Raw genomic sequence first — 17,079 nt, 5'->3', positions numbered from 1 at the left:
TATCGATAAGCTGACTTAAGGTAAATCAAGCGTTGCGGCCTGTCATGACCGCCCGAGCCGTCATCCGGCCAACTCGGACGCGCTGCCGGAAGAGGCACCACCGGGAGCCCGATGAAGGGCCAGCCCTCCATCGGTCGCATCGCGGGTTTTCACGTCAGCTCGGCACGATCCGTCTGCGCGCGACATAGGCCACGAGTTCGACCGCCACGAGCACCAGCATCGACAGCCCCACCAGCGGAAAGAAGATCCCAGCAGCAAGCGCCATCACCAGCAGCACGCGCGGGATGCGCCCGTCATCCGGCAAAGCGGGCACACCGAGCCCACCGACCGGACGGCGCTTCCACCACATGACTGCGCCCGAAAGACACAGCCCGATCATCGCAAGACAGGCGAGCGCCAGCACGATCTGGTTGGCCAGCCCCCATTCCTGCCCCATATGCACGCTGATCCCCCATTCGGCCCAACGCCCCAGCCCCCCGAGATCCGCGAAACCGGCATCATAGAGCACAGCGCCCGAATACTGGTCGAGATGGATCACCCGCTCGTCCTGGATGGTATCGGGATAGACCGAGGCCGAGAAGACACCTGTCGGTCCTTCCGGCATCGAGAGCGAATAGCCCGGCACGAGCCCGAGCGCCTCGACCTCGGCCACCACCTGATCAAGGCGCATCGGCACGCCAACGGGGCCCTGCGCCGCCACTCCGGCATGGTGACCCGCATGGGCACCCATTGCCTCGGGCAGCGGTGATTGCGGGATCGGCTGGCGCTCCATGATCCAGGGCGCGCGCTCGACAGCCTCTCCGGTAGGGACCGTCGAGCGGGGCAGATCGGACCAGTAGCCATCAGGCATACCCAGCCCGAGGGCATAAGCGAACTCGTAGAACTTGCCGCCCCAGACGTCCGACCACGGCAGGCCGGTCAGGGCCAGAAACACAATGAAGATACCGGTATAGATCCCCGTCACCGCGTGCAGATCCCGCCACCACGGACGACCACGGCGGGCCTTGATCCGCACGGTCCCCAGATGCTGCCGTCCGCGCGGCAGCCAGAGATAGATGCCCGAGCCCACGAGAAGGATCATCCAGCCTGCCGCCGCCTCGATCAGCCGGTTCCCGAACCAGCCGACATAGTCGAGCGAATGCAGCCTGCGCACGAGCGACATCGCGGGGCTGCCCGAAGCCCCCCCATCCCAGAGCGTGCCCAGCACGGCCCCGTCATGGGGGTTGACATAGACCGTGTCGCGCAGCCCGTCCGCGCCCATTATATCCACCTCGGCGCTACGGTCGGCGGCAGGGGCAGGCGCATAGGCCTTGAGCGTGCCCGGATGGGCATCGAGCGCCGCCGCCACGATCCGCGAGGGCGACAGTGCATCTTCGGCCGGTGCCACAAAGCGCAGCTTGTGATAGGCCGCGTTGTTGATCTCGTCCTTGAAGAGATAGATCCCGCCCGTCACCGCGAGGATCAGCACGAAGGGCAGGACGACGAGCCCCGCGACGAAATGCCAGCGCCACACGGCGCGATAGAGTGCGGAGCTACCCGCACGCGAAGAGAGTTCGGTCATCTGGAATATCCATAGGGTCCGCCGGACGCCACGACCGGGCAGTCCTGTTCTGCGGACATGCAAAAGGGCACCCCGCACGGGCCGCGCGGGGGAGAGACATCTGGTCAGTCAGACGCTCCCGGGGGGTGCCCTGATGCCATGGGCGGACCTCTGTGCCGAACCGGTCCCGCGCAGCCCCTCACCCGCCCGCCACCTGTCCTGCGCCACGAACCGGCCTTCGACCGTTACGAATTCGGGGCGCGGGGCATCGGGCAAACTGTGGCAGAACGGGCAGTGATATCCCGCCCCATGCGGGGTCTCGCCGCAGATGCCGCCCGCGAGCGGATCGTGGAGAAGCACATGGGCCTCCCGCGCGAGACTGTCTTGCGTGGGCGCCATCATTGCCGCCGAAAGAACGCTCGCCCATGCAAGGCACAGGCCAAGGATCAGCGCGGCGAATGTCGGCATACGAACGGTCATGTCCCCCTCTGCCACGGTTTTATTCACATGAAAAGCATGACTCCGCTTCAAATGCGTGCCGCTACGACGACGCACAGGTGACGACCTCGTGCACAAGCCTGAAGATCGGTGGCAGACCGCCTTTGGGCGCACCGCCAACGGCGCCCCGCAGTGCCTGAGGCAGCAGCGGCCAGAATGTCCTTCTCTTCGAGGGAGGCGACAAGCGGCCGCGGCAACAAGACCTGAACGATGAAACATGCCTTACTGGCGTTGCGCCGCGCGAATGGAGCGGCTCGAACCGTTCTTTCCGAAGAGCCGCCGAAAGGCCCGCACCGCTGATCGACGCGCCCTAGCGGCACAAACTTCCTCAACCACGATGGTGTGCGCACGATGGTGTGCGATGGTGCGGATCGAGCCGCCATTGATGATGAGGCAGGCCCCACAACGGCATCGCATTGTGCCAAGGTGTGTCTGGTTACAGCCATCCGGGAGGCGCCATCCATGGGACGGCCTATTATGATCGACCTCGATCTGGCCAGGAATGTCTTTCAGGTTCGCGGCCTCGATGCGGAGGGCAAGGTTCTCTGTCGCCGCCAACTGCGGCGGACATAATTGCCGCTTTGCTTCTCGCGCTTGGAGCCGTGTCTCGTCGGAATGGAAGCCTGCGGTAGGGCGCATCATCTAGGGGCGGGAAATTGCTGACCCGAGGACATGAGGTCCGGCTCATACCACCGGCTTACGTGAAGCCCTACGCGAAGAAAGGAAAGACGGAAGCGGTCGATGCCGAAGCAATCTGCGAAGCGGTGACGCGTCCGATCAGGCGCTTCGTTCCGGTGAAGCCGGCGACGCGCTGGCGCGGCGGTTGGCGACGCTACCTGGGCCGGGCCCTATCTCGTCCGGTGCGTTTGCCGCAACGACGCCCGACATGAGCGCATTCGGGAGCGGGAGCCTCTGATGCAGGATCTGACTGGCTGGTCAGAATGCTTGAGCGCAAACCGGTAAAGCTGGTCGCGATCCGTGCTGGCCAACCGCATGGCCCGGACGATCCAAGCGCTGATCCGAAGCGGCGAGAACTACTCGGCCGCGCAGGCATGAAAACAGAGAACCGTCGTCGGCGTCAGGTCGGCAGGCTCAGAGACGGTGAGGCGCAATGTGAGGTGATGGCACAGGGAAGGTAATACGCCGCCGTTCGGCGGCATGCTCGAACACATGGCGCATCCCCGCCTCACCCCAGTTCGGACCGAGACGCTTTTGAACGCGTGCCATTGATCGGGACCGGTCTGCCGGCTGACTTCATCAAGACGGGCAGCCACAATGCAGCAGATTGACGCCGTATACATCGCCGCGACCGACCAGACTGCCAAACCCAAACAAAGCTCTAGCCAAGGGGCCATCCATACAAGGTCCGAGGCCGGTCCGAACACAAGACGGGCCGGATTGAAAGGAGTAGGCCAATACCAGGCGTTCGAGAGAGCCTGCGCTAGTATTTCAGGATACACCACACGGCATAGAGCCCGAAGGTCAAGACGGGGCCGCGCATGCCAGATCGGCGCTGTGATGCCCGATGAATCTGGAACTCACGTTACGGGGGAGCCCGCCACGGAACAGGCGTCGCCATTCCGTGACAAAAGATCAGGCTCCTCGACGGCTCGCCCTGTCCGGACGGCCCGTATCAACCCGCCGAGACAGCTGTCGTCCCTGCCACTTATGCAGGTGTCGGGGCGTCCGGATGGATGAGCCCCGCGGACCGCAAATCGCTCCAGAAGGCTGGCGGAATCGGCGTATCCATAGCCACCAGATCGTTGATCGCCTCATCGGGACGCGCCATCCCGACGACCACGGCCTGCGCCACATCGGGCGCATGGGCAAACTGGAGAGCTGCCGCCAGAAGATCGATCCCGTGATCATAGCCAATTTCGGCGAGACGGCGGCGCTTGTCGAGCCGCTCCTTCGCGATCACGCCGCTTTCGGGGCCATAATGATAGCGATGGACCCCCGCCAAGAAGCCCGCATTCAGTGCCGAGCCGATAACGAAGCTATTGCCTCGCTCGCGCGCCTTGGGAAACACCGTCTCGACCGGATAGTCATGCTCGATCAAGGAATACTGGCTCGCCATCAGATGCAGATCGGGGTCGCTATCCTCCATTGCTTTCAGGATCGGTTCGGGGCTGTTGACCCCCATGCCCCAGGCCTTGATCACGCCCTGATCACGCAGGTCACATAGTGTGGCGAAACATCCCTCCACCGCTTCGGGCCAAAGCTCGAGCCACGGTTTAGGCAGGGCGGACTCGTTGTCGGGAGAGAGATCATGCACGAAAACCACATCGATACAGTCAAGCCCCGTGCGCTGGAGCGTATCCTCGATCGAACGCAGCGTCCCGTCACGGCTGTAGTCGTAGATCTCGATATTGGGCGACGGCGAGTAGGGCATCAGAGTCTGGTTGCGATATGCCGGACCCGCCTTCAACAGCCGTCCCACCTTGGAACTAAGCACAAAACTGTCGCGCGGCTGATGATGCAGGAACTGACCATAGCGTCGTTCCGCGACACCCAGACCGTAATGCGGCGCGACATCGAAATAGCGGATACCGGCTTCCCACGCCGTGCTCAGCGTGTCTGCCGCCTGCCGGTCGGTCGTGACGCGGAACTCGTTACCAATGGGCACACCGCCCATACCGATGCGATGCGGGAGAGTATATCTTTGGGTCAAGAGAGCACCTGTTCTGTTACATGCCAATGCAACGATGCCCATAAAACGAAGTTCCACCCGCGGCGCCCGCTCGGGGAAAACATGTCAGGATGCAACGGAAAGAGGCTCAAGCCCGAAACTCGTGGCGTCGTGGCCCGCCCTGTGCGCCGCCCCGGTGGCCCGCAGCAGATCACAGCGCCGCCCAAGTTCTCGGGGGGCTGTGACCAAAGGCGGCCTGCCCTACCCGCAGGATGTGGTCCGTCATGGGCCGGCTTTATTCCGGGACGCGATTACTCGAGGGTCTGCCGGCTCGAGCGCAAAACGTAGCGGGTGCCTTCGGGCGCGTAGGTTACGCTTGCCTTGCCGATGAAACTCGCCGGAACGATGCGTTCGAGAAGTTTCGAACCGAAGCCTGATCGCTCTGGAGCCGCCACGGGCGGACCATCGCGCTCGCCCCATGCAAACACGAACTCTTCGCCCTCGATGCCCCAATCGACAGAAACCTTTCCGTTCTCGACCGAGAGTGCCCCATATTTCATGGCATTGGTGATCAGCTCATTGACCGCCAGCGACAGCGCAGTGGCCTGACGGCTGCCGATGACGACCGGAGGGCCGCTCATGACCAGAGCATCGGCAGTCACCACACGACCGTCGCAGATGCGTTTCACCAGCGCCTCGACGGTGGTCGCATTTTTGGCCCCATGCGCCAAAAGACTCTGCGCCTCGCTCAGCGCCGCCAGCCGCTCGCAGAAGGCGCGCGACATCGCCTCGATTTCGGGGCTGCCGCGCAAGCTGTGGCGGGCCATACTACTTATAATGGTGATCATATTGCGCATGCGGTGGCCAAGCTCGGCATTGGCGACCTCGGCTTGTGCCATCGCATCAACGGATTTCGAGGTCTCGACAACCGTATCCAGCATACCCAGCACCTGTCCGTTCTCGGCGCGGATCGGGCTATAGCAGAAGGTGAAATGCGCGTCCTCGGGATACCCGTTGCGTTCGATCCGCAGCTTGAAATCCTCGATGAACGTCGCCTCGCCCGCCATCGCGCGTTCCCAGATCGGCCCGATCTCGGCCCAGGCTTCCGACCATATCTCGTGAAACCCCCGCCCGATGCCCAGCCCCTTCTCGCCGAGGATCGGCGTGAAAGCGGAATTGTGAATGGTTATCCTCTCCGGCCCCCAGACGATCGCTTTGGGGAAATTCGATGCGAGCATCATGGATACGGCGGTGCGCAATTCGGGCTGCCATTGATGTATCGGTCCCAAAGGGGTCGATGTCCAGTCGAACGCAGCAATGACATCCGACATGGGATCGTCAGGTTGCAGAAATTGTGCCCTTGGATACATTGCGATGAACCTGCTCCTTTTACACCGTCGGACAATTACAGGGATCAGGGGACGATACAATCGCTGATCCGATCTTGCGGATAGTTTCCGGCAGAAAATAGGTCCGCTTAACTTACGGTCAATCGAAGGGCTCGAGAAGCTCCGGCCCGTCCGCCTCCAGCGCGAAGGGCGCGACCGGACGGTACCGGAAGCGGGGCGCCGCCCCAAGATCCGGATCACCAGCGCCCGAAAGCCAGAGCTCGCGCTCTCTGGCATCAAGCATCAACGGCATCCGGTGATGGATGGGCGCCATTGCGGCATTGGCCGCGCGGGTCATGACGGTGCAGGTCAGAAGATCGCCCCAGCGGCTCGCGAGCCCCGCTAGGTAGAAATTCTCCTCATTACCGGAGGGCAGGACAACAGTCGGCCGTCGCGCCCCTTTGGGCCCGCTCCATTCGTAGAACCCGCCCACGGGGATCAGACAGCGGCCATGGCGCCAGACCTGCCGGAAGCTCGGCTTGTCCCGCGCCTCCTCGATCCGCGCATTGAAAGTCGTGGCTTTCCAGTCCTCCAAGACACCCCTGTGCCACGAAGGCACCAGCCACCACCGCGCCTGCATCGCCACAAGCGGGTCTTTCCCCAAAATCACAACGTCCTGCGTCGGCTTGACGTTGTAGCGACGCTGGATCGGGTCGATCTTGAGCTGGGTGAAATCGGCTTCCGTATTACGGAGATTGGGGTCGATGATCCGTCCGCACATGGGCGTCACCCCGCCTCCTGAGCGGTTGCCGGCTTGCCCTTGGACTGTCTCCGGCAGCGCTCCGAGCAATAGAGCACATGCTCCCAGTCACGCTCCCATTTCTTCCGCCAGACAAAGGGGCGCTGGCAGACAGGGCAGATCTTGCTCGGCAGATCCGTCTTTTTCTTCATCCGCATATGCGCGCCCTCAGATCGAACCTGAGTCAGACATAGCGCGGCCGTGTAGAAATCCATCTCCCACCCGTTTGGTCTTTTGCACCTTATGCGTCTTTCCCTGATCTTTCCGCCCTCACCTCCCGAGCGATGGAGATGTCCCGCAAGGAAAGCAGCACATATCATCCGAACCGAGACTGCATCTCGATCACGGCAACCACACAGCCGGCTCCGCCACAGCGAAATCAACTTCTGGCACCAGAACAGATCGAAACCCGGATGGGAAGCGCAGACAATCTTCTGTCAGGATACGTTCGGGCCTGATGTGTTTTCGGCTCTTTTCAGGAGCTTGCAGGCGCTTTTGTTTTTTTGTCCAAATTCTAAAACTTGCTCTTGTATGTCCGTTAGTTGGTCGGCTATACGGGTCGACGGAGACGTGGCCGAGTGGTCGAAGGCGCTCCCCTGCTAAGGGAGTATACCGGGAACGGTATCGAGGGTTCGAATCCCTTCGTCTCCGCCACATACCATTTTGATTAAATGGCCTTGGGGCGCCCACCTGTGTACAAGTCATAGGGCTTGCACACTCCGTGGCGACAGTATGTCCGATGCTCGGCATCCCCATACGAGCCGACTTCATATCCACCGCCCGATTATGCTCCCGATAGAGAAGGATGACATGCTGGCCCCTGCACAAACCTGAAGTGAGGCCGCTTATCGTGATCCCGACCCTTGCTCCGGAGCGGGGCCCCTCTGCCGCGAGCGAACCCGAAACATATCCATACCTGGTTTCCCGCCCTCTCCCCAAAAGCAGCTACCTGCCTGGACGGGAGAACGAAAAGCCATGGCAGAGAACGGATATTATACACGGCTGCATTAATTACGCTTCCGATGTATTTCCAATTCCGATGTAGAATTTATCAAACGCGCTTCCTTCCCCTATCTCTCCGGGTATCCGCCCGCCTTGCCGCGGGCTTCCAATCTATTCGGAGTTACTCATGCCTATCGGAGTCTGGGCTCTTACGGCTGCGGCGCTGGCTATCGGGATGGCGGAATTCGTCATTGTCGGGATCCTGCCGCAGATCGCCCGCGATACAGATGTCAGCCTTGCCACCGCAGGTCTGACCGTCAGCATCTATGCCCTTGCCGTGGCGGTTGCAGCACCGCTACTGACCGCCCTGACGGGGCGGTTCGACCGCAAGAAGCTGGTGCTTGGCCTTATGGGGCTGTTCATCATCGCCAATACGCTCTCGGCCCTTGCGCCGAGCTTCAACATGCTCCTTCTGGGCCGCATCCTTTCGGGTGTCGTACAGGGGGTGTTCTATTCGGTGGCCACTGTGGTTGCCGCCCAGCTGGTGCCCAAAGAAAAAGCCGGGCAGGCGATTGCCACCATGTTCACCGGCATTACGCTCGCGCTGATCTCGGGTGTGCCGCTGGGCACGTTCATCGCCAATTTCTTCGGCTGGCGCGCAACCTTCATCGCGGTGACCGCCATCGGGGTCATCTCGATCCTCGCCCTGGCGCGTCTTTTGCCGAATAATATCGAGCGTCCGGCACCTGCCTCGTTCCTTGAACAGATGTCGGTGGTGCTCAAGCCGCGCTTGGCGCTTCTCTTTGCGATCACACTGGTGGGTTATGGCGGCTCGTTCGTGGCCTTCACCTATCTTTCGCCGATCCTCGAGACATTTACCGGCATGACGCCCAATGGGATCGGCACGCTCCTGTTCTTCTACGGGGTGGCCGTGGCGATCGGTAACCTGATCTGTGCGCGCCTTGCCGACAGGACCGGCGCGATGCCGGTTCTTCTGGGGATCTATGGCGTGATGGCGGTGGCGCTTTTGCTGCTGATTCCGTTCTCGGGCAGCCTCTGGACAATGGTGCCTCTGGTGATGGTCTGGGGGATCGTGGCGTTCGGGTCGGTCTCCATCCTGCAGCTCTACGCCGTCAATCAGGCCAGCATGATCGCGCCGCGTGCGGTCAATGCGACCTCGAGCATGAATATCTCGGCCTTCAATCTCGGGATTGCCCTCGGTGCGGGGGGCGGCGGCTGGGTTGTCGACCATCTGGGGCTCGGCATGACGGGGCCGGTTGCGGGCATCGTGGTGCTGGTAGGGCTCGCGCTGGCTGTTGTCAGCGCAGGGATCGACCGCCGCCATTGTGCCAGCCTGCGCGCAGGAAATGGCGGGGAGTGCCCCGAAGCCGCCTGAATGCCCGAAGACGAATAATAAAACAGGAGGCGGTCAGACGACCGCCTCTTCCAGTGCCAGATCGCGGATCACCTGCAACAGCGCCGAAGGGTCATCCTTGCGCCATGCCAGAGCCACGCAAAGCGAGGGAGCCGGATCTTCCAGATCGACGATCCGCATATCATCGCTTGCCGCACAATCGATGCGGTTGGTCACAAAACTGACCCCCATTCCCGCTTCCACCAGACATAGGCAGCTCTGGCCCTCGGTGCAGTCCTTGACCTTGGGCCGGAAGCCCGCGACCGAGCAGGCACGGATGATCTCGTCATGCACGCCCGGATTCTGTGCGCGCGGCGGAATGATAAAGGTCTCGCCCGCAAAAGCCGAGAGCGGCAGCGGCGCATTGCCGAGCGTTTTCAGATGGGGATGGCTCTTGGGAACAGCCAGACGCATCTGCTCGGTATGGATCTCCTGCACCTCCAGCGCCGGATCAGCGGCGGGCAACAGCAGAAAGGCCGCGTCGATCTCGGCAGCCAGAAGCTGTCTGACCTGCGCATCGCTGGGCATCTCGTGGATCTGGAGGTCGATCTCGGGATGGCGCGCGCGGAAGCCGCGCATCACCGCAGGAAACACCGTCTGCATCGCCAGGGGCGTCACGCCGATGGCAAAGCGTCCGCTTTCCTCGGCAATCGCATGGCGGACCGAGCGCTGCACCTGATCGAGATGGGCCAAGAGCCCGTCCGCCTCACGCCTGAGCACAACCCCCGCCGCCGTCAGCGCCACACGCCGCGTGGTGCGCTCGAAGAGCTTCACCCCCAGCTTGTGCTCAAGCTGCGCCACGGTCTTCGTGACCACCGGCTGGCTCATATTCAGCATCTCCGCGGCACGGTTGAAATTGAGCGTCTCCGCCACGCGCAGGAAACAGCGCAGTTCCTTAATTTCCATTCGATACTCCATTTATTTCTATTTAGAATATATAATGATGCCGAATAAAAAATTAAACTCCCGCATTAAAAGCATATATGCTGAAAACAACCGAGAATGCAAGTAAAGGGGCACACTAGGAATGCACCGAAAGCTTACCACCTCAGGGTCGGTGCCCGGGTATAGGGCATCGATCCATATGGCCCATGCAGGGCTGCCAGGCGGCGCCACATGCGGGCCGCCATCCGATGCGGCGTCCCATTAAGGCGTCCCACCCGTTTGTCACACATCAGAAGGAGACAGAAATGTCGAAGGATGTAACCAGCCTCAATATCGCTAATTTTGCCGAGTTCATGGACACCCCCGGCCGTGTGAAAGTCCTGCGCTTCTGGGCCACATGGTGCCGCCCCTGTATCGCACTCGAGCCGGTCTTTAACGAGGTCGCCGCCGAGATGAAGGACAGCGCCGGCTTCGCCGAGATCGATATCGACAAAGCGCCCGAGATCGCAGGCACCTTCGGCATCCGCTCGGTGCCGACCGTCGTGATCATGAAGGACGGCCAGCCCGTCGATATGGTTGTCGGGCTGAACCCCAAAGCAAAATATGTCAAGGCCGTGAACGCGGCCTGATTACCCAACCCGCATATAGATAAGGAAATAGACCATGAGCGACATCACCCTGAGCGCCACCTGGCAAGGCGGCTTTGACGGCGAAGGCAAGATCACCGGCAAGAACCTCGAAGCGGGCATCGGCATCCCGACCGAATACGGCGGTTCGGGCGCGGGCACCGATCCCAAGACGCTGTTCACCTCGTCCACGCAGGCCTGTTTCACCCTGACCCTGCGTGCAATCACCGCCAAGCAGAACATCCCCGTCCAGACCCTTGCGGTTGACACGCAAGCCAAGGCATCGGGCGAGGAATTCGCGATCCATCACACTGCCAAGCTGGTTTTGAGCGCCAATGCGACCGAGGATGACCGCAGCGCAGCGGAAGCCGCGATCGCCCGTGCCGACAAGGTCTGCATGATCGGCAATCTGGCCAAGAAGGCGGGTGTCACCATTGACGTTACGCCCGAGATCACCGTCGACGCGACGGTCTGACAGCGTGGGGGCAAATGCCCCCACATCCAGCAAGAGGGCTGCGTGATGGCCAAAGTCGAAATCTACACCACTCCCTATTGCGGCTATTGCTCGCGGGCGAAGTCAATCCTGAAGAGCAGGAAGGTCGCCTATACCGAGATTGATGCGGTTTCCCGCAGCAAACGGCAGAAGATGATCTCGCGCGCAGGCGGTGCGCATACCGTGCCGCAGATCTTCATCAACGGCATCCATATCGGCGGCTGTTCGGAGCTGATGACTCTCGAGCGCAATGGCAAGCTGACCCAGTTGCTCAAACTGGAGTAATCGGCCTCTTCCCCTTTGGCAGAGGGTCGGGTTTCCCAGTGGATCGGGCGGGCATGTCTATCGCCTGTTCCAGAGGCCATAGTACCAGAGAACGTGCGACAGAAACAATCTTTTCCCGCAGCCCCGACCGGGCATATGGTCCGAAGACGCGCACCGGCCAGACCCTGACGGCACCGTTATACGCTCGTCAGGGTCGGCGGTCGCGCCTCAAGGCCGGACCGGAATGACGATCCGGCCGCGCACCCCGCCATCGAGGAACTTCGAGGCCGTGGCAATGACCTCCTCAAAAGGAAGCTCGGTGGTCATCTCCTCGAGCTTGCCCAGATCGAGATCCTGGGCCAACCCCGCCCATGCCGCAAGACGGCGGGCTTTGGGGCACATCACGCTATCGACCCCCGCAAGTGTCACACCACGCAGGATGAAGGGGGCGACAGATGCCGGCAGATCCATGCCCGCCGCCAGCCCGCAAGCCGCCACCACCCCGCCGTAGTTGATCATCGACAGCATATTGGCCAGCACCGTACTGCCCGCAACATCGATACCCCCAGCCCAACGTTCCTGTCCCAAAGGCCGCGGCTTGCCCGTCAGCTCCGCACGGTCGATCACCCTGCTTGCCCCGAGACCGCGCAAATATCCGGCCTCCGAGGCACGGCCCGTCACTGCCGCGACCTCGAACCCCTTCGCCGCCAGAAGCGCGGTTGCCACGCTACCGACCCCGCCGGCTGCCCCGCTGACCACCACCTCGCCCTGCGCGGGCGTCAGGCCATGACGTTCCAGCGCCTGCACACAGAGCATGGCCGTGTAGCCCGCCGTGCCGATGGCCGCCGCCTGGCGCAGATCGATCCCCTCGGGCAAGGGCACCAGCCAGTCCCCGCTGACCTGTGCGCGTTCGGCCAGACCGCCCCAGTGTTTCTCGCCCACACCCCAGCCATTCAGGATCACGCGGTCGCCCGGCTTGAAACCGGCATGTCCGCTTTGCACGACGGTGCCTGTAAAATCGATGCCGGGCACCATCGGGAAGCGGCGCACGACCGGTGCCGTACCGGTAATCGCCAAGGCATCCTTATAGTTTAGCGTCGTATAGGCGACTTCGACCAGCACATCTCCTTCGGGGAGCTGTGCGTCGGCGATCTGCGTTAGCGAGACGGACTGACCGTCACCGGATTTGTCGATGACTATGGCTTTCATTATTTTATCCTTTGGTCAGACACGGCGGAGCGCCGCCAAGCATGTGAAGGAAGGTATCGGTAAAATTGCGTAGGGGATCAGGGCGCAATTCGAGTTTGGCGCGCAGCACCGCCCCTTCCCAACCGATCCAGAACATCTCGGCCAGAGCCTGCGGGTCATGCCCGTCGGCCAGTTCACCCGCACTCTGCGCCTCGGCAAAAAGTGTCGCCGTGCGCGCCTGCCAGCGTTCCAGCACCGCCACGAGAGCGCCTCTGAACATATCCGGCAATGCGCCCATCTCCTGTCCGAGATTTCCCACAAGGCACCCGCGCCGAAATCCGTGGCGGGCCATCCCCTCTTCGGCCAGCTCGGCAAATACCCTGATCCGTTCGAGCGGCGAGCTGTTCGCACAGGCAAAAGCGCGCTCCAGCAGCGTGACGAAATAGGCGTCATAGGCCGCGATCAGTGCTAGACCGAAATCGGCCTTACTACCGAAATAGTGGTAGAAACTGCCTTTCGTCACCTTTGCGGCCTGCAGGATCTCGTCGACCCCGACCGCAGAATAGCCTCTTTCGGTCAGATGCTCGAGCCCTGCACGGATCAGGTTCTGGCGGGCCACCGAGAATTCCGGCGCATTTCGGGGACGACCGCGGCGGGGCTTAGGGGCGGGGAGATGCGGGGTGTCAGTCTGTTGCATGGATATTTTATAGACGATTCGGTCTAGAAAATAAAGCGCCCGCGTGGACCACCTCTCCCCAGACCATCCCGCGGGGGTTAGGGCAGGCTCCGAGCCGTCTCGCAGCCCCACGGCATCGTGAAGAGAGGTAGTATCCCCATGTTACCCGCTGCCCCTCGCGCCGTCGCAGACTGACCGTCCGGTCGGCGCAACGCCTCGAAGGCCCGCCCCGCCGGAACAGATCAGGAGGAGGACCAGACATGCCCAAGACAACATCACGCGCGATACTCGTCACCGGTGCCGCCCGCGGGATTGGCCGCGCCATCGCGCTGCGGCTCGCCGAGGATGGCCATGATGTCGTGATCAACGATATTCCGGCCAATGAAGAGGCCGCAGAGGCCGTGGCGCAAGAGATCCGTGGTCTCGGCCGCACATCCGGCACCGCCATCGCCGACGTCTCGGAGCCCGAGGAGGTGCACCGCATGGTCGCCGATACTGTGGCCGCGCTCGGACGCCTTGATGTCATGATTGCCAATGCCGGTATCGCCCATATCCAGGGGCTTCTGGATCTCGATGTCGCGGATTGGGACAGGGTCATGGATGTCAATCTGCGCGGGGTCTTCCTGTGCTATCAGGCGGCGGCGAGGCAGATGATCGCGCAAGGCGGCGGAGGCAAGATCATCGGTGCAGCCTCTATCGTGGCCTATCGGCCCTTCGCGCTTCTCGGGCCGTATTCCGCGTCCAAATGGGCGGTGCGCGGGCTGACGCAGGCGGCGGCTATGGAATGGGCCAAACACGGGATCACCGTGAATGCCTATTGTCCGGGGATTGTCGGCACAAATATGTGGGATCTGATCGACGAGAAACTGGGCGCCGAAGAGGGCCTGGCCAAGGGCGAGGCGATCCGCAAATATGCGGGCGCGATCATGCTGGGCCGCGTCTCGGAGCCCGAGGATGTGGCCAAATATGTCTCCTATCTCGCCTCGGATGATTCCGATTACATGACCGGCCAATCGGTGATGATCGACGGCGGCATCCAGTTCTCGTGATGCGCCGGCGGTCAAACCGTTGAGACGGGCGCCATCCGCCTTAGATCAACCTTTGCGGGCACAGGTAGCATGGAGGTAATACCCGTTCCCGCAGATCGGCTGATAGGCTGGCGCTCTGGATATATCATCCGAACACCCCAAGGGAGGTTACATGGCGAAATTCGTCCATAGCATGATCCGCGTGAGAGACGAGGCGCGCTCGGTCGCGTTCTACGGCAAGGCCTTCGGTCTGACCGTGGCAGAGCGGCTGGACTTCGAGGATTTCACCCTCGTCTATCTGTCCAATGACGAGAATGATTTCGAGCTGGAGCTGACCATCAACAAGGGCACCGAGGCACCCTATGAGCTGGGCAATGGCTATGGCCATGCGGCCTTTGTGGTCGATGATCTCGAGGCAGAACATGCACGTTTTGAGGCCGAAGGCTTTGCGCCGCGCAAGATTGTCGATTTCAAGAACGGGGGCGAGCGGGTTGCGCGGTTTTTCTTTGTCGCCGACCCTGATGGCTACCAGATCGAGGTGATCGCGAAAGGAGGCCGTTTTAAATAGGACGGGACGACCGGCGTAGGAGGCGCCGGAATTCGGGAGGAGGACCCCAATGAAGACGAGAAACAAGAACGTGCTGCTGGGCAGCACGTCGACGGCGCTTGTCGCCGCGGTGTTCGGCAGTGCCGCACCGGCCAATGTCGGTCTGGGACTGGGCCGGCATGAATCCAGCCGCATCATCCTGATGCGCATGTTGCGGGTGATGTTCCCGCACCCATCCTTCAGCGATGCCCCTTACGAGCGCTGCGCCAAGGCGCTGATCGACGATGCGCGCCAGACACCCGGCCAGAAGATCGCGTTTGCCGCAGCCCTCGACAATCTGGCCGATGAGGGTTTTGCCGATCTGGGCGATGACGCGGCGCTGACCTATCTGCGCGGGATCGAGAAAACGGGCTTTTTCCAGCTCGTCCGCGCCAAGGCCGTGGTCACGCTCTATGACGACGAGGAGGTCTGGCAGGCGCTTGGCTATGAGGGCGCGAGCTTCGATCAGGGGGGCTATATCCACCGCGGCTTCAATGATCTCGACTGGCTGCCCGAACCACGGATCGAGGAATATGACGGGCAAGAGGGAGCACAGCCATGATAGAGCCGCGCATGAAACAGATCGCATTGGATGAAGAGGCCGTGGTCATCATCGGCTCGGGCGCGGGCGGCGGCACGCTGGCCTATGAGCTGACCCGTCAGGGGATCGCATGCGTGGTCCTCGAGGCCGGCCCGCATCTCAAGCCCGAGGACTGGATCAATAACGAATGGGAAGCCTTCAACCAGATGGCTTGGCTCGACCCGCGCACCACATCGGGCTCGTGGCGGGTGGCACGCGATTTCCCCAACCTGCCTGCATGGATCGTGAAGGCCGTGGGGGGCACCACCACCCATTGGTCTGGCGCGACCCCGCGTTTCAAGGCGCATGAGTTCAAGGCCGCCTCGACCTATGGCGCGGTCGAGGGTGCCTCGCTTCTGGACTGGCCGATCACGCTTGAGGAGATGGAACCCTATTACGACCGCGCCGAGAAGGCGATGGGCAGCACCCACCGGCACGGGCGCCCTGCCCTTCCGGCCAATAACAATTACAAGGTCTTCGCCAATGGGGCCGAGCGCGTGGGCTACAAGATGTATGCCACCGGCCCCTATGCCACCAATGCCGAACCCTATGACGGGCGTCCGGCCTCGGTGCAGGACGGGTTCAACTTTCAGGGCGACAAGAACCGCTCGAAATGGTCCACCCTTGTGCGCGAGATCCCTCGCGCGCTTAAGACAGGGCTGTTGGATCTGCGCCCCGACAGCACCGCCATCCGCATCACCCATGGCAAGGACGGGCGCGCCGATGCGGTGATCTATATCGATGGCGAGGGCAATCTGCAGCGGCAGGCGGCGCGAGTGGTCTGTGTTGCGGGCAACTCGATCGAATCCGCGCGGTTGTTGCTTCTGTCGGACAGTCCGCGCTTTCCGACGGGGCTGGCCAATGGCTCCGATCAGGTGGGCCGCAACTATATGCGCCACCTCACCGGCTCGGTCTATGCGCGCTTCGACAAGCCCGTGAGGATGTATCGCGGCGAGACAATGGCGGGGATCATTGCCGATGAAAGCCGCTTTGACCCCGCACGCGGCTTTGTGGGCGGCTACTATATGGAGACGATCGCGCTCGGGCCGTCCTTCCTTGCCGCTTTTGTCGAGCCGGGGGCCTGGGGGCCGGAATTTGCCGCGATCATGGAGGCCTATGCCAATACGGCGGGCATGTGGATCGTGGGCGAGGACATGCCGCAGGCCAGCAACCGCGTGACCCTTTCCGATACGGTGCGCGACCAGTGGGATCTGCCCGTGGCCAACGTCCATTTCGACGATCATGCCAATGATGTCGCCATGCGCGAATATGCCTATGCCCATGCCGAGAAGCTCTACGAGACCGTGGGGACCACCGGCACGCATCGCACGCCGCCCTACCCCTCGACCCATAACTTGGGCACCTTGCGCATGAGCGCACGGCCCGAAGATGGTGTGGTGGACCGCAATGGCCGCGCGCATGAGGTCGCCAATCTCTTCGTCTCGGACGGGTCGCAGATGACAACGGGGGCTGCGGCAAATCCCACGCTTACCATTGTCGCGCTGGCCATGCGTCAGGCCGACCATCTGGCAGGCGAGCTGAAACGCGGCACCCTGTGACGCGGGTCGGGCCTTCCGGCCCGCCCCTATCACCAAAGGAGGAG

The 17,079-nt window shown here is 62.1% G+C and carries 17 protein-coding genes, 1 tRNA gene and 1 pseudogene; 10 read left to right on the top strand and 9 right to left on the bottom strand.

Annotated elements, in window-relative coordinates; translation table 11 throughout:
- Positions 1 to 154 precede the first annotated feature (154 nt).
- Both ABEB22_RS13870 and ABEB22_RS13865 read right to left on the bottom strand, forming a co-directional pair.
- On the bottom strand, positions 155 to 1,561 hold the full coding sequence (locus ABEB22_RS13870; protein WP_349295592.1) for a PepSY domain-containing protein: 1,407 nt from the start codon (positions 1,559 to 1,561) through the stop codon (positions 155 to 157).
- A 108-nt stretch (positions 1,562 to 1,669) separates the two neighbouring features.
- The gene (locus ABEB22_RS13865) at positions 1,670 to 2,020 is read right to left on the bottom strand and encodes a hypothetical protein (protein ID WP_349295591.1); all 351 of its coding nucleotides are present in this window, start codon (positions 2,018 to 2,020) and stop codon (positions 1,670 to 1,672) included.
- Between the two features lie 480 nt (positions 2,021 to 2,500).
- Here ABEB22_RS13865 and ABEB22_RS13860 point away from each other — a divergent pair.
- A pseudogene (locus ABEB22_RS13860) lies at positions 2,501 to 2,838 on the top strand (IS110 family transposase); the annotation flags it as partial.
- An 866-nt stretch (positions 2,839 to 3,704) separates the two neighbouring features.
- Here ABEB22_RS13860 and ABEB22_RS13855 read toward each other — a convergent pair.
- The 4 genes from ABEB22_RS13855 to ABEB22_RS13840 form a co-directional block, all read right to left on the bottom strand.
- Entirely contained in the window at positions 3,705 to 4,709 is a 1,005-nt protein-coding gene (locus tag ABEB22_RS13855) for an aldo/keto reductase (RefSeq protein WP_339114887.1), read from the bottom strand.
- Positions 4,710 to 4,978: 269 nt separating this feature from the next.
- Complete coding sequence (locus tag ABEB22_RS13850; protein ID WP_339114886.1) at positions 4,979 to 5,998, bottom strand: HWE histidine kinase domain-containing protein; 1,020 nt, start codon at positions 5,996 to 5,998, stop codon at positions 4,979 to 4,981.
- 157 nt (positions 5,999 to 6,155) lie between these two features.
- Positions 6,156 to 6,776 (bottom strand): SOS response-associated peptidase, encoded by a 621-nt coding sequence (locus ABEB22_RS13845; RefSeq protein WP_349295836.1) that lies wholly within the window; start codon positions 6,774 to 6,776, stop codon positions 6,156 to 6,158.
- A 5-nt stretch (positions 6,777 to 6,781) separates the two neighbouring features.
- Positions 6,782 to 6,952 carry a DUF2256 domain-containing protein gene (locus tag ABEB22_RS13840; protein WP_339114884.1) on the bottom strand — a complete coding sequence of 57 codons (171 nt, stop codon included), beginning with the start codon at positions 6,950 to 6,952 and terminating at the stop codon, positions 6,782 to 6,784.
- Positions 6,953 to 7,358: 406 nt separating this feature from the next.
- Between ABEB22_RS13840 and ABEB22_RS13835 the strand changes: the two genes are divergently transcribed.
- Together ABEB22_RS13835 and ABEB22_RS13830 are read left to right on the top strand one after the other, a co-directional pair.
- Positions 7,359 to 7,448 (top strand) — tRNA-Ser (locus ABEB22_RS13835).
- A 475-nt stretch (positions 7,449 to 7,923) separates the two neighbouring features.
- The gene (locus ABEB22_RS13830) at positions 7,924 to 9,132 is read left to right on the top strand and encodes an MFS transporter (protein WP_339114883.1); all 1,209 of its coding nucleotides are present in this window, start codon (positions 7,924 to 7,926) and stop codon (positions 9,130 to 9,132) included.
- A gap of 33 nt (positions 9,133 to 9,165) precedes the next feature.
- Here ABEB22_RS13830 and ABEB22_RS13825 read toward each other — a convergent pair whose 3' ends face one another.
- Positions 9,166 to 10,056 carry a LysR family transcriptional regulator gene (locus ABEB22_RS13825; RefSeq protein ID WP_349295589.1) on the bottom strand — a complete coding sequence of 297 codons (891 nt, stop codon included), beginning with the start codon at positions 10,054 to 10,056 and terminating at the stop codon, positions 9,166 to 9,168.
- A gap of 284 nt (positions 10,057 to 10,340) precedes the next feature.
- Here ABEB22_RS13825 and ABEB22_RS13820 point away from each other — a divergent pair, with 284 nt between their 5' ends.
- The 3 genes from ABEB22_RS13820 to grxC are packed head-to-tail and all read left to right on the top strand — an operon-like array spanning position 10,341 to position 11,439.
- Positions 10,341 to 10,664, top strand: a complete 324-nt coding sequence (locus ABEB22_RS13820; protein WP_339114881.1) for a thioredoxin domain-containing protein — start codon at positions 10,341 to 10,343, stop codon at positions 10,662 to 10,664.
- Positions 10,665 to 10,698: 34 nt separating this feature from the next.
- On the top strand, positions 10,699 to 11,136 hold the full coding sequence (locus ABEB22_RS13815) for an OsmC family protein (RefSeq protein WP_349295588.1): 438 nt from the start codon (positions 10,699 to 10,701) through the stop codon (positions 11,134 to 11,136).
- Between the two features lie 45 nt (positions 11,137 to 11,181).
- Positions 11,182 to 11,439: a glutaredoxin 3 gene (gene grxC, locus ABEB22_RS13810; protein ID WP_339114879.1), complete on the top strand. Its 258-nt coding sequence runs from the start codon at positions 11,182 to 11,184 to the stop codon at positions 11,437 to 11,439.
- Positions 11,440 to 11,646: 207 nt separating this feature from the next.
- On the opposite strand, the gene ABEB22_RS13805 is transcribed toward grxC, so the two are convergent.
- Entirely contained in the window at positions 11,647 to 12,627 is a 981-nt protein-coding gene (locus ABEB22_RS13805) for an MDR family oxidoreductase (protein WP_349295587.1), read from the bottom strand.
- A gap of 4 nt (positions 12,628 to 12,631) precedes the next feature.
- Positions 12,632 to 13,303, bottom strand: a complete 672-nt coding sequence (locus tag ABEB22_RS13800) for a TetR/AcrR family transcriptional regulator (RefSeq protein WP_349295586.1) — start codon at positions 13,301 to 13,303, stop codon at positions 12,632 to 12,634.
- Positions 13,304 to 13,542: 239 nt separating this feature from the next.
- On the opposite strand from ABEB22_RS13800, the gene ABEB22_RS13795 reads away from it, so the two are divergent.
- The 4 genes from ABEB22_RS13795 to ABEB22_RS13780 all read left to right on the top strand — a co-directional run bounded on the left by ABEB22_RS13795 (position 13,543) and on the right by ABEB22_RS13780 (position 17,035).
- Positions 13,543 to 14,331 (top strand): glucose 1-dehydrogenase, encoded by a 789-nt coding sequence (locus ABEB22_RS13795; protein WP_349295585.1) that lies wholly within the window; start codon positions 13,543 to 13,545, stop codon positions 14,329 to 14,331.
- A 151-nt stretch (positions 14,332 to 14,482) separates the two neighbouring features.
- Complete coding sequence (locus ABEB22_RS13790) at positions 14,483 to 14,878, top strand: VOC family protein (RefSeq protein WP_349295584.1); 396 nt, start codon at positions 14,483 to 14,485, stop codon at positions 14,876 to 14,878.
- 49 nt (positions 14,879 to 14,927) lie between these two features.
- The gene (locus ABEB22_RS13785; protein ID WP_349295583.1) at positions 14,928 to 15,458 is read left to right on the top strand and encodes a hypothetical protein; all 531 of its coding nucleotides are present in this window, start codon (positions 14,928 to 14,930) and stop codon (positions 15,456 to 15,458) included.
- Positions 15,459 to 15,469: 11 nt separating this feature from the next.
- Positions 15,470 to 17,035, top strand: coding sequence for a GMC family oxidoreductase (locus ABEB22_RS13780; protein WP_349295582.1), 1,566 nt, complete (start codon positions 15,470 to 15,472; stop codon positions 17,033 to 17,035).
- Positions 17,036 to 17,079: the final 44 nt, after the last annotated feature.

The organism is Thioclava sp. 'Guangxiensis' (assembly GCF_045348365.1).
Lineage (GTDB): Bacteria > Pseudomonadota > Alphaproteobacteria > Rhodobacterales > Rhodobacteraceae > Thioclava > Thioclava kandeliae.
The sequence above is the reverse complement of the archived record's forward strand: the minus strand, read 5'-3'. Positions and strand labels throughout refer to the sequence as shown.

What these genes read in the sequence shown, in the direction of transcription:
- ABEB22_RS13870 (WP_349295592.1), bottom strand. Translation starts at nt 1,561, where the DNA reads ATGACCGAACTCTCTTCGCGTGCGGGTAGCTCCGCACTCTATCGCGCC.
- ABEB22_RS13865 (WP_349295591.1), bottom strand. Translation starts at nt 2,020, where the DNA reads ATGACCGTTCGTATGCCGACATTCGCCGCGCTGATCCTTGGCCTGTGC.
- ABEB22_RS13850 (WP_339114886.1), bottom strand. Translation starts at nt 5,998, where the DNA reads ATGTCGGATGTCATTGCTGCGTTCGACTGGACATCGACCCCTTTGGGA.
- ABEB22_RS13845 (WP_349295836.1), bottom strand. Translation starts at nt 6,776, where the DNA reads ATGTGCGGACGGATCATCGACCCCAATCTCCGTAATACGGAAGCCGAT.
- ABEB22_RS13840 (WP_339114884.1), bottom strand. Translation starts at nt 6,952, where the DNA reads ATGCGGATGAAGAAAAAGACGGATCTGCCGAGCAAGATCTGCCCTGTC.
- ABEB22_RS13830 (WP_339114883.1), top strand. Translation starts at nt 7,924, where the DNA reads ATGCCTATCGGAGTCTGGGCTCTTACGGCTGCGGCGCTGGCTATCGGG.
- ABEB22_RS13825 (WP_349295589.1), bottom strand. Translation starts at nt 10,056, where the DNA reads ATGGAAATTAAGGAACTGCGCTGTTTCCTGCGCGTGGCGGAGACGCTC.
- ABEB22_RS13820 (WP_339114881.1), top strand. Translation starts at nt 10,341, where the DNA reads ATGTCGAAGGATGTAACCAGCCTCAATATCGCTAATTTTGCCGAGTTC.
- ABEB22_RS13815 (WP_349295588.1), top strand. Translation starts at nt 10,699, where the DNA reads ATGAGCGACATCACCCTGAGCGCCACCTGGCAAGGCGGCTTTGACGGC.
- grxC (WP_339114879.1), top strand. Translation starts at nt 11,182, where the DNA reads ATGGCCAAAGTCGAAATCTACACCACTCCCTATTGCGGCTATTGCTCG.
- ABEB22_RS13805 (WP_349295587.1), bottom strand. Translation starts at nt 12,627, where the DNA reads ATGAAAGCCATAGTCATCGACAAATCCGGTGACGGTCAGTCCGTCTCG.
- ABEB22_RS13800 (WP_349295586.1), bottom strand. Translation starts at nt 13,303, where the DNA reads ATGCAACAGACTGACACCCCGCATCTCCCCGCCCCTAAGCCCCGCCGC.
- ABEB22_RS13795 (WP_349295585.1), top strand. Translation starts at nt 13,543, where the DNA reads ATGCCCAAGACAACATCACGCGCGATACTCGTCACCGGTGCCGCCCGC.
- ABEB22_RS13790 (WP_349295584.1), top strand. Translation starts at nt 14,483, where the DNA reads ATGGCGAAATTCGTCCATAGCATGATCCGCGTGAGAGACGAGGCGCGC.
- ABEB22_RS13785 (WP_349295583.1), top strand. Translation starts at nt 14,928, where the DNA reads ATGAAGACGAGAAACAAGAACGTGCTGCTGGGCAGCACGTCGACGGCG.
- ABEB22_RS13780 (WP_349295582.1), top strand. Translation starts at nt 15,470, where the DNA reads ATGAAACAGATCGCATTGGATGAAGAGGCCGTGGTCATCATCGGCTCG.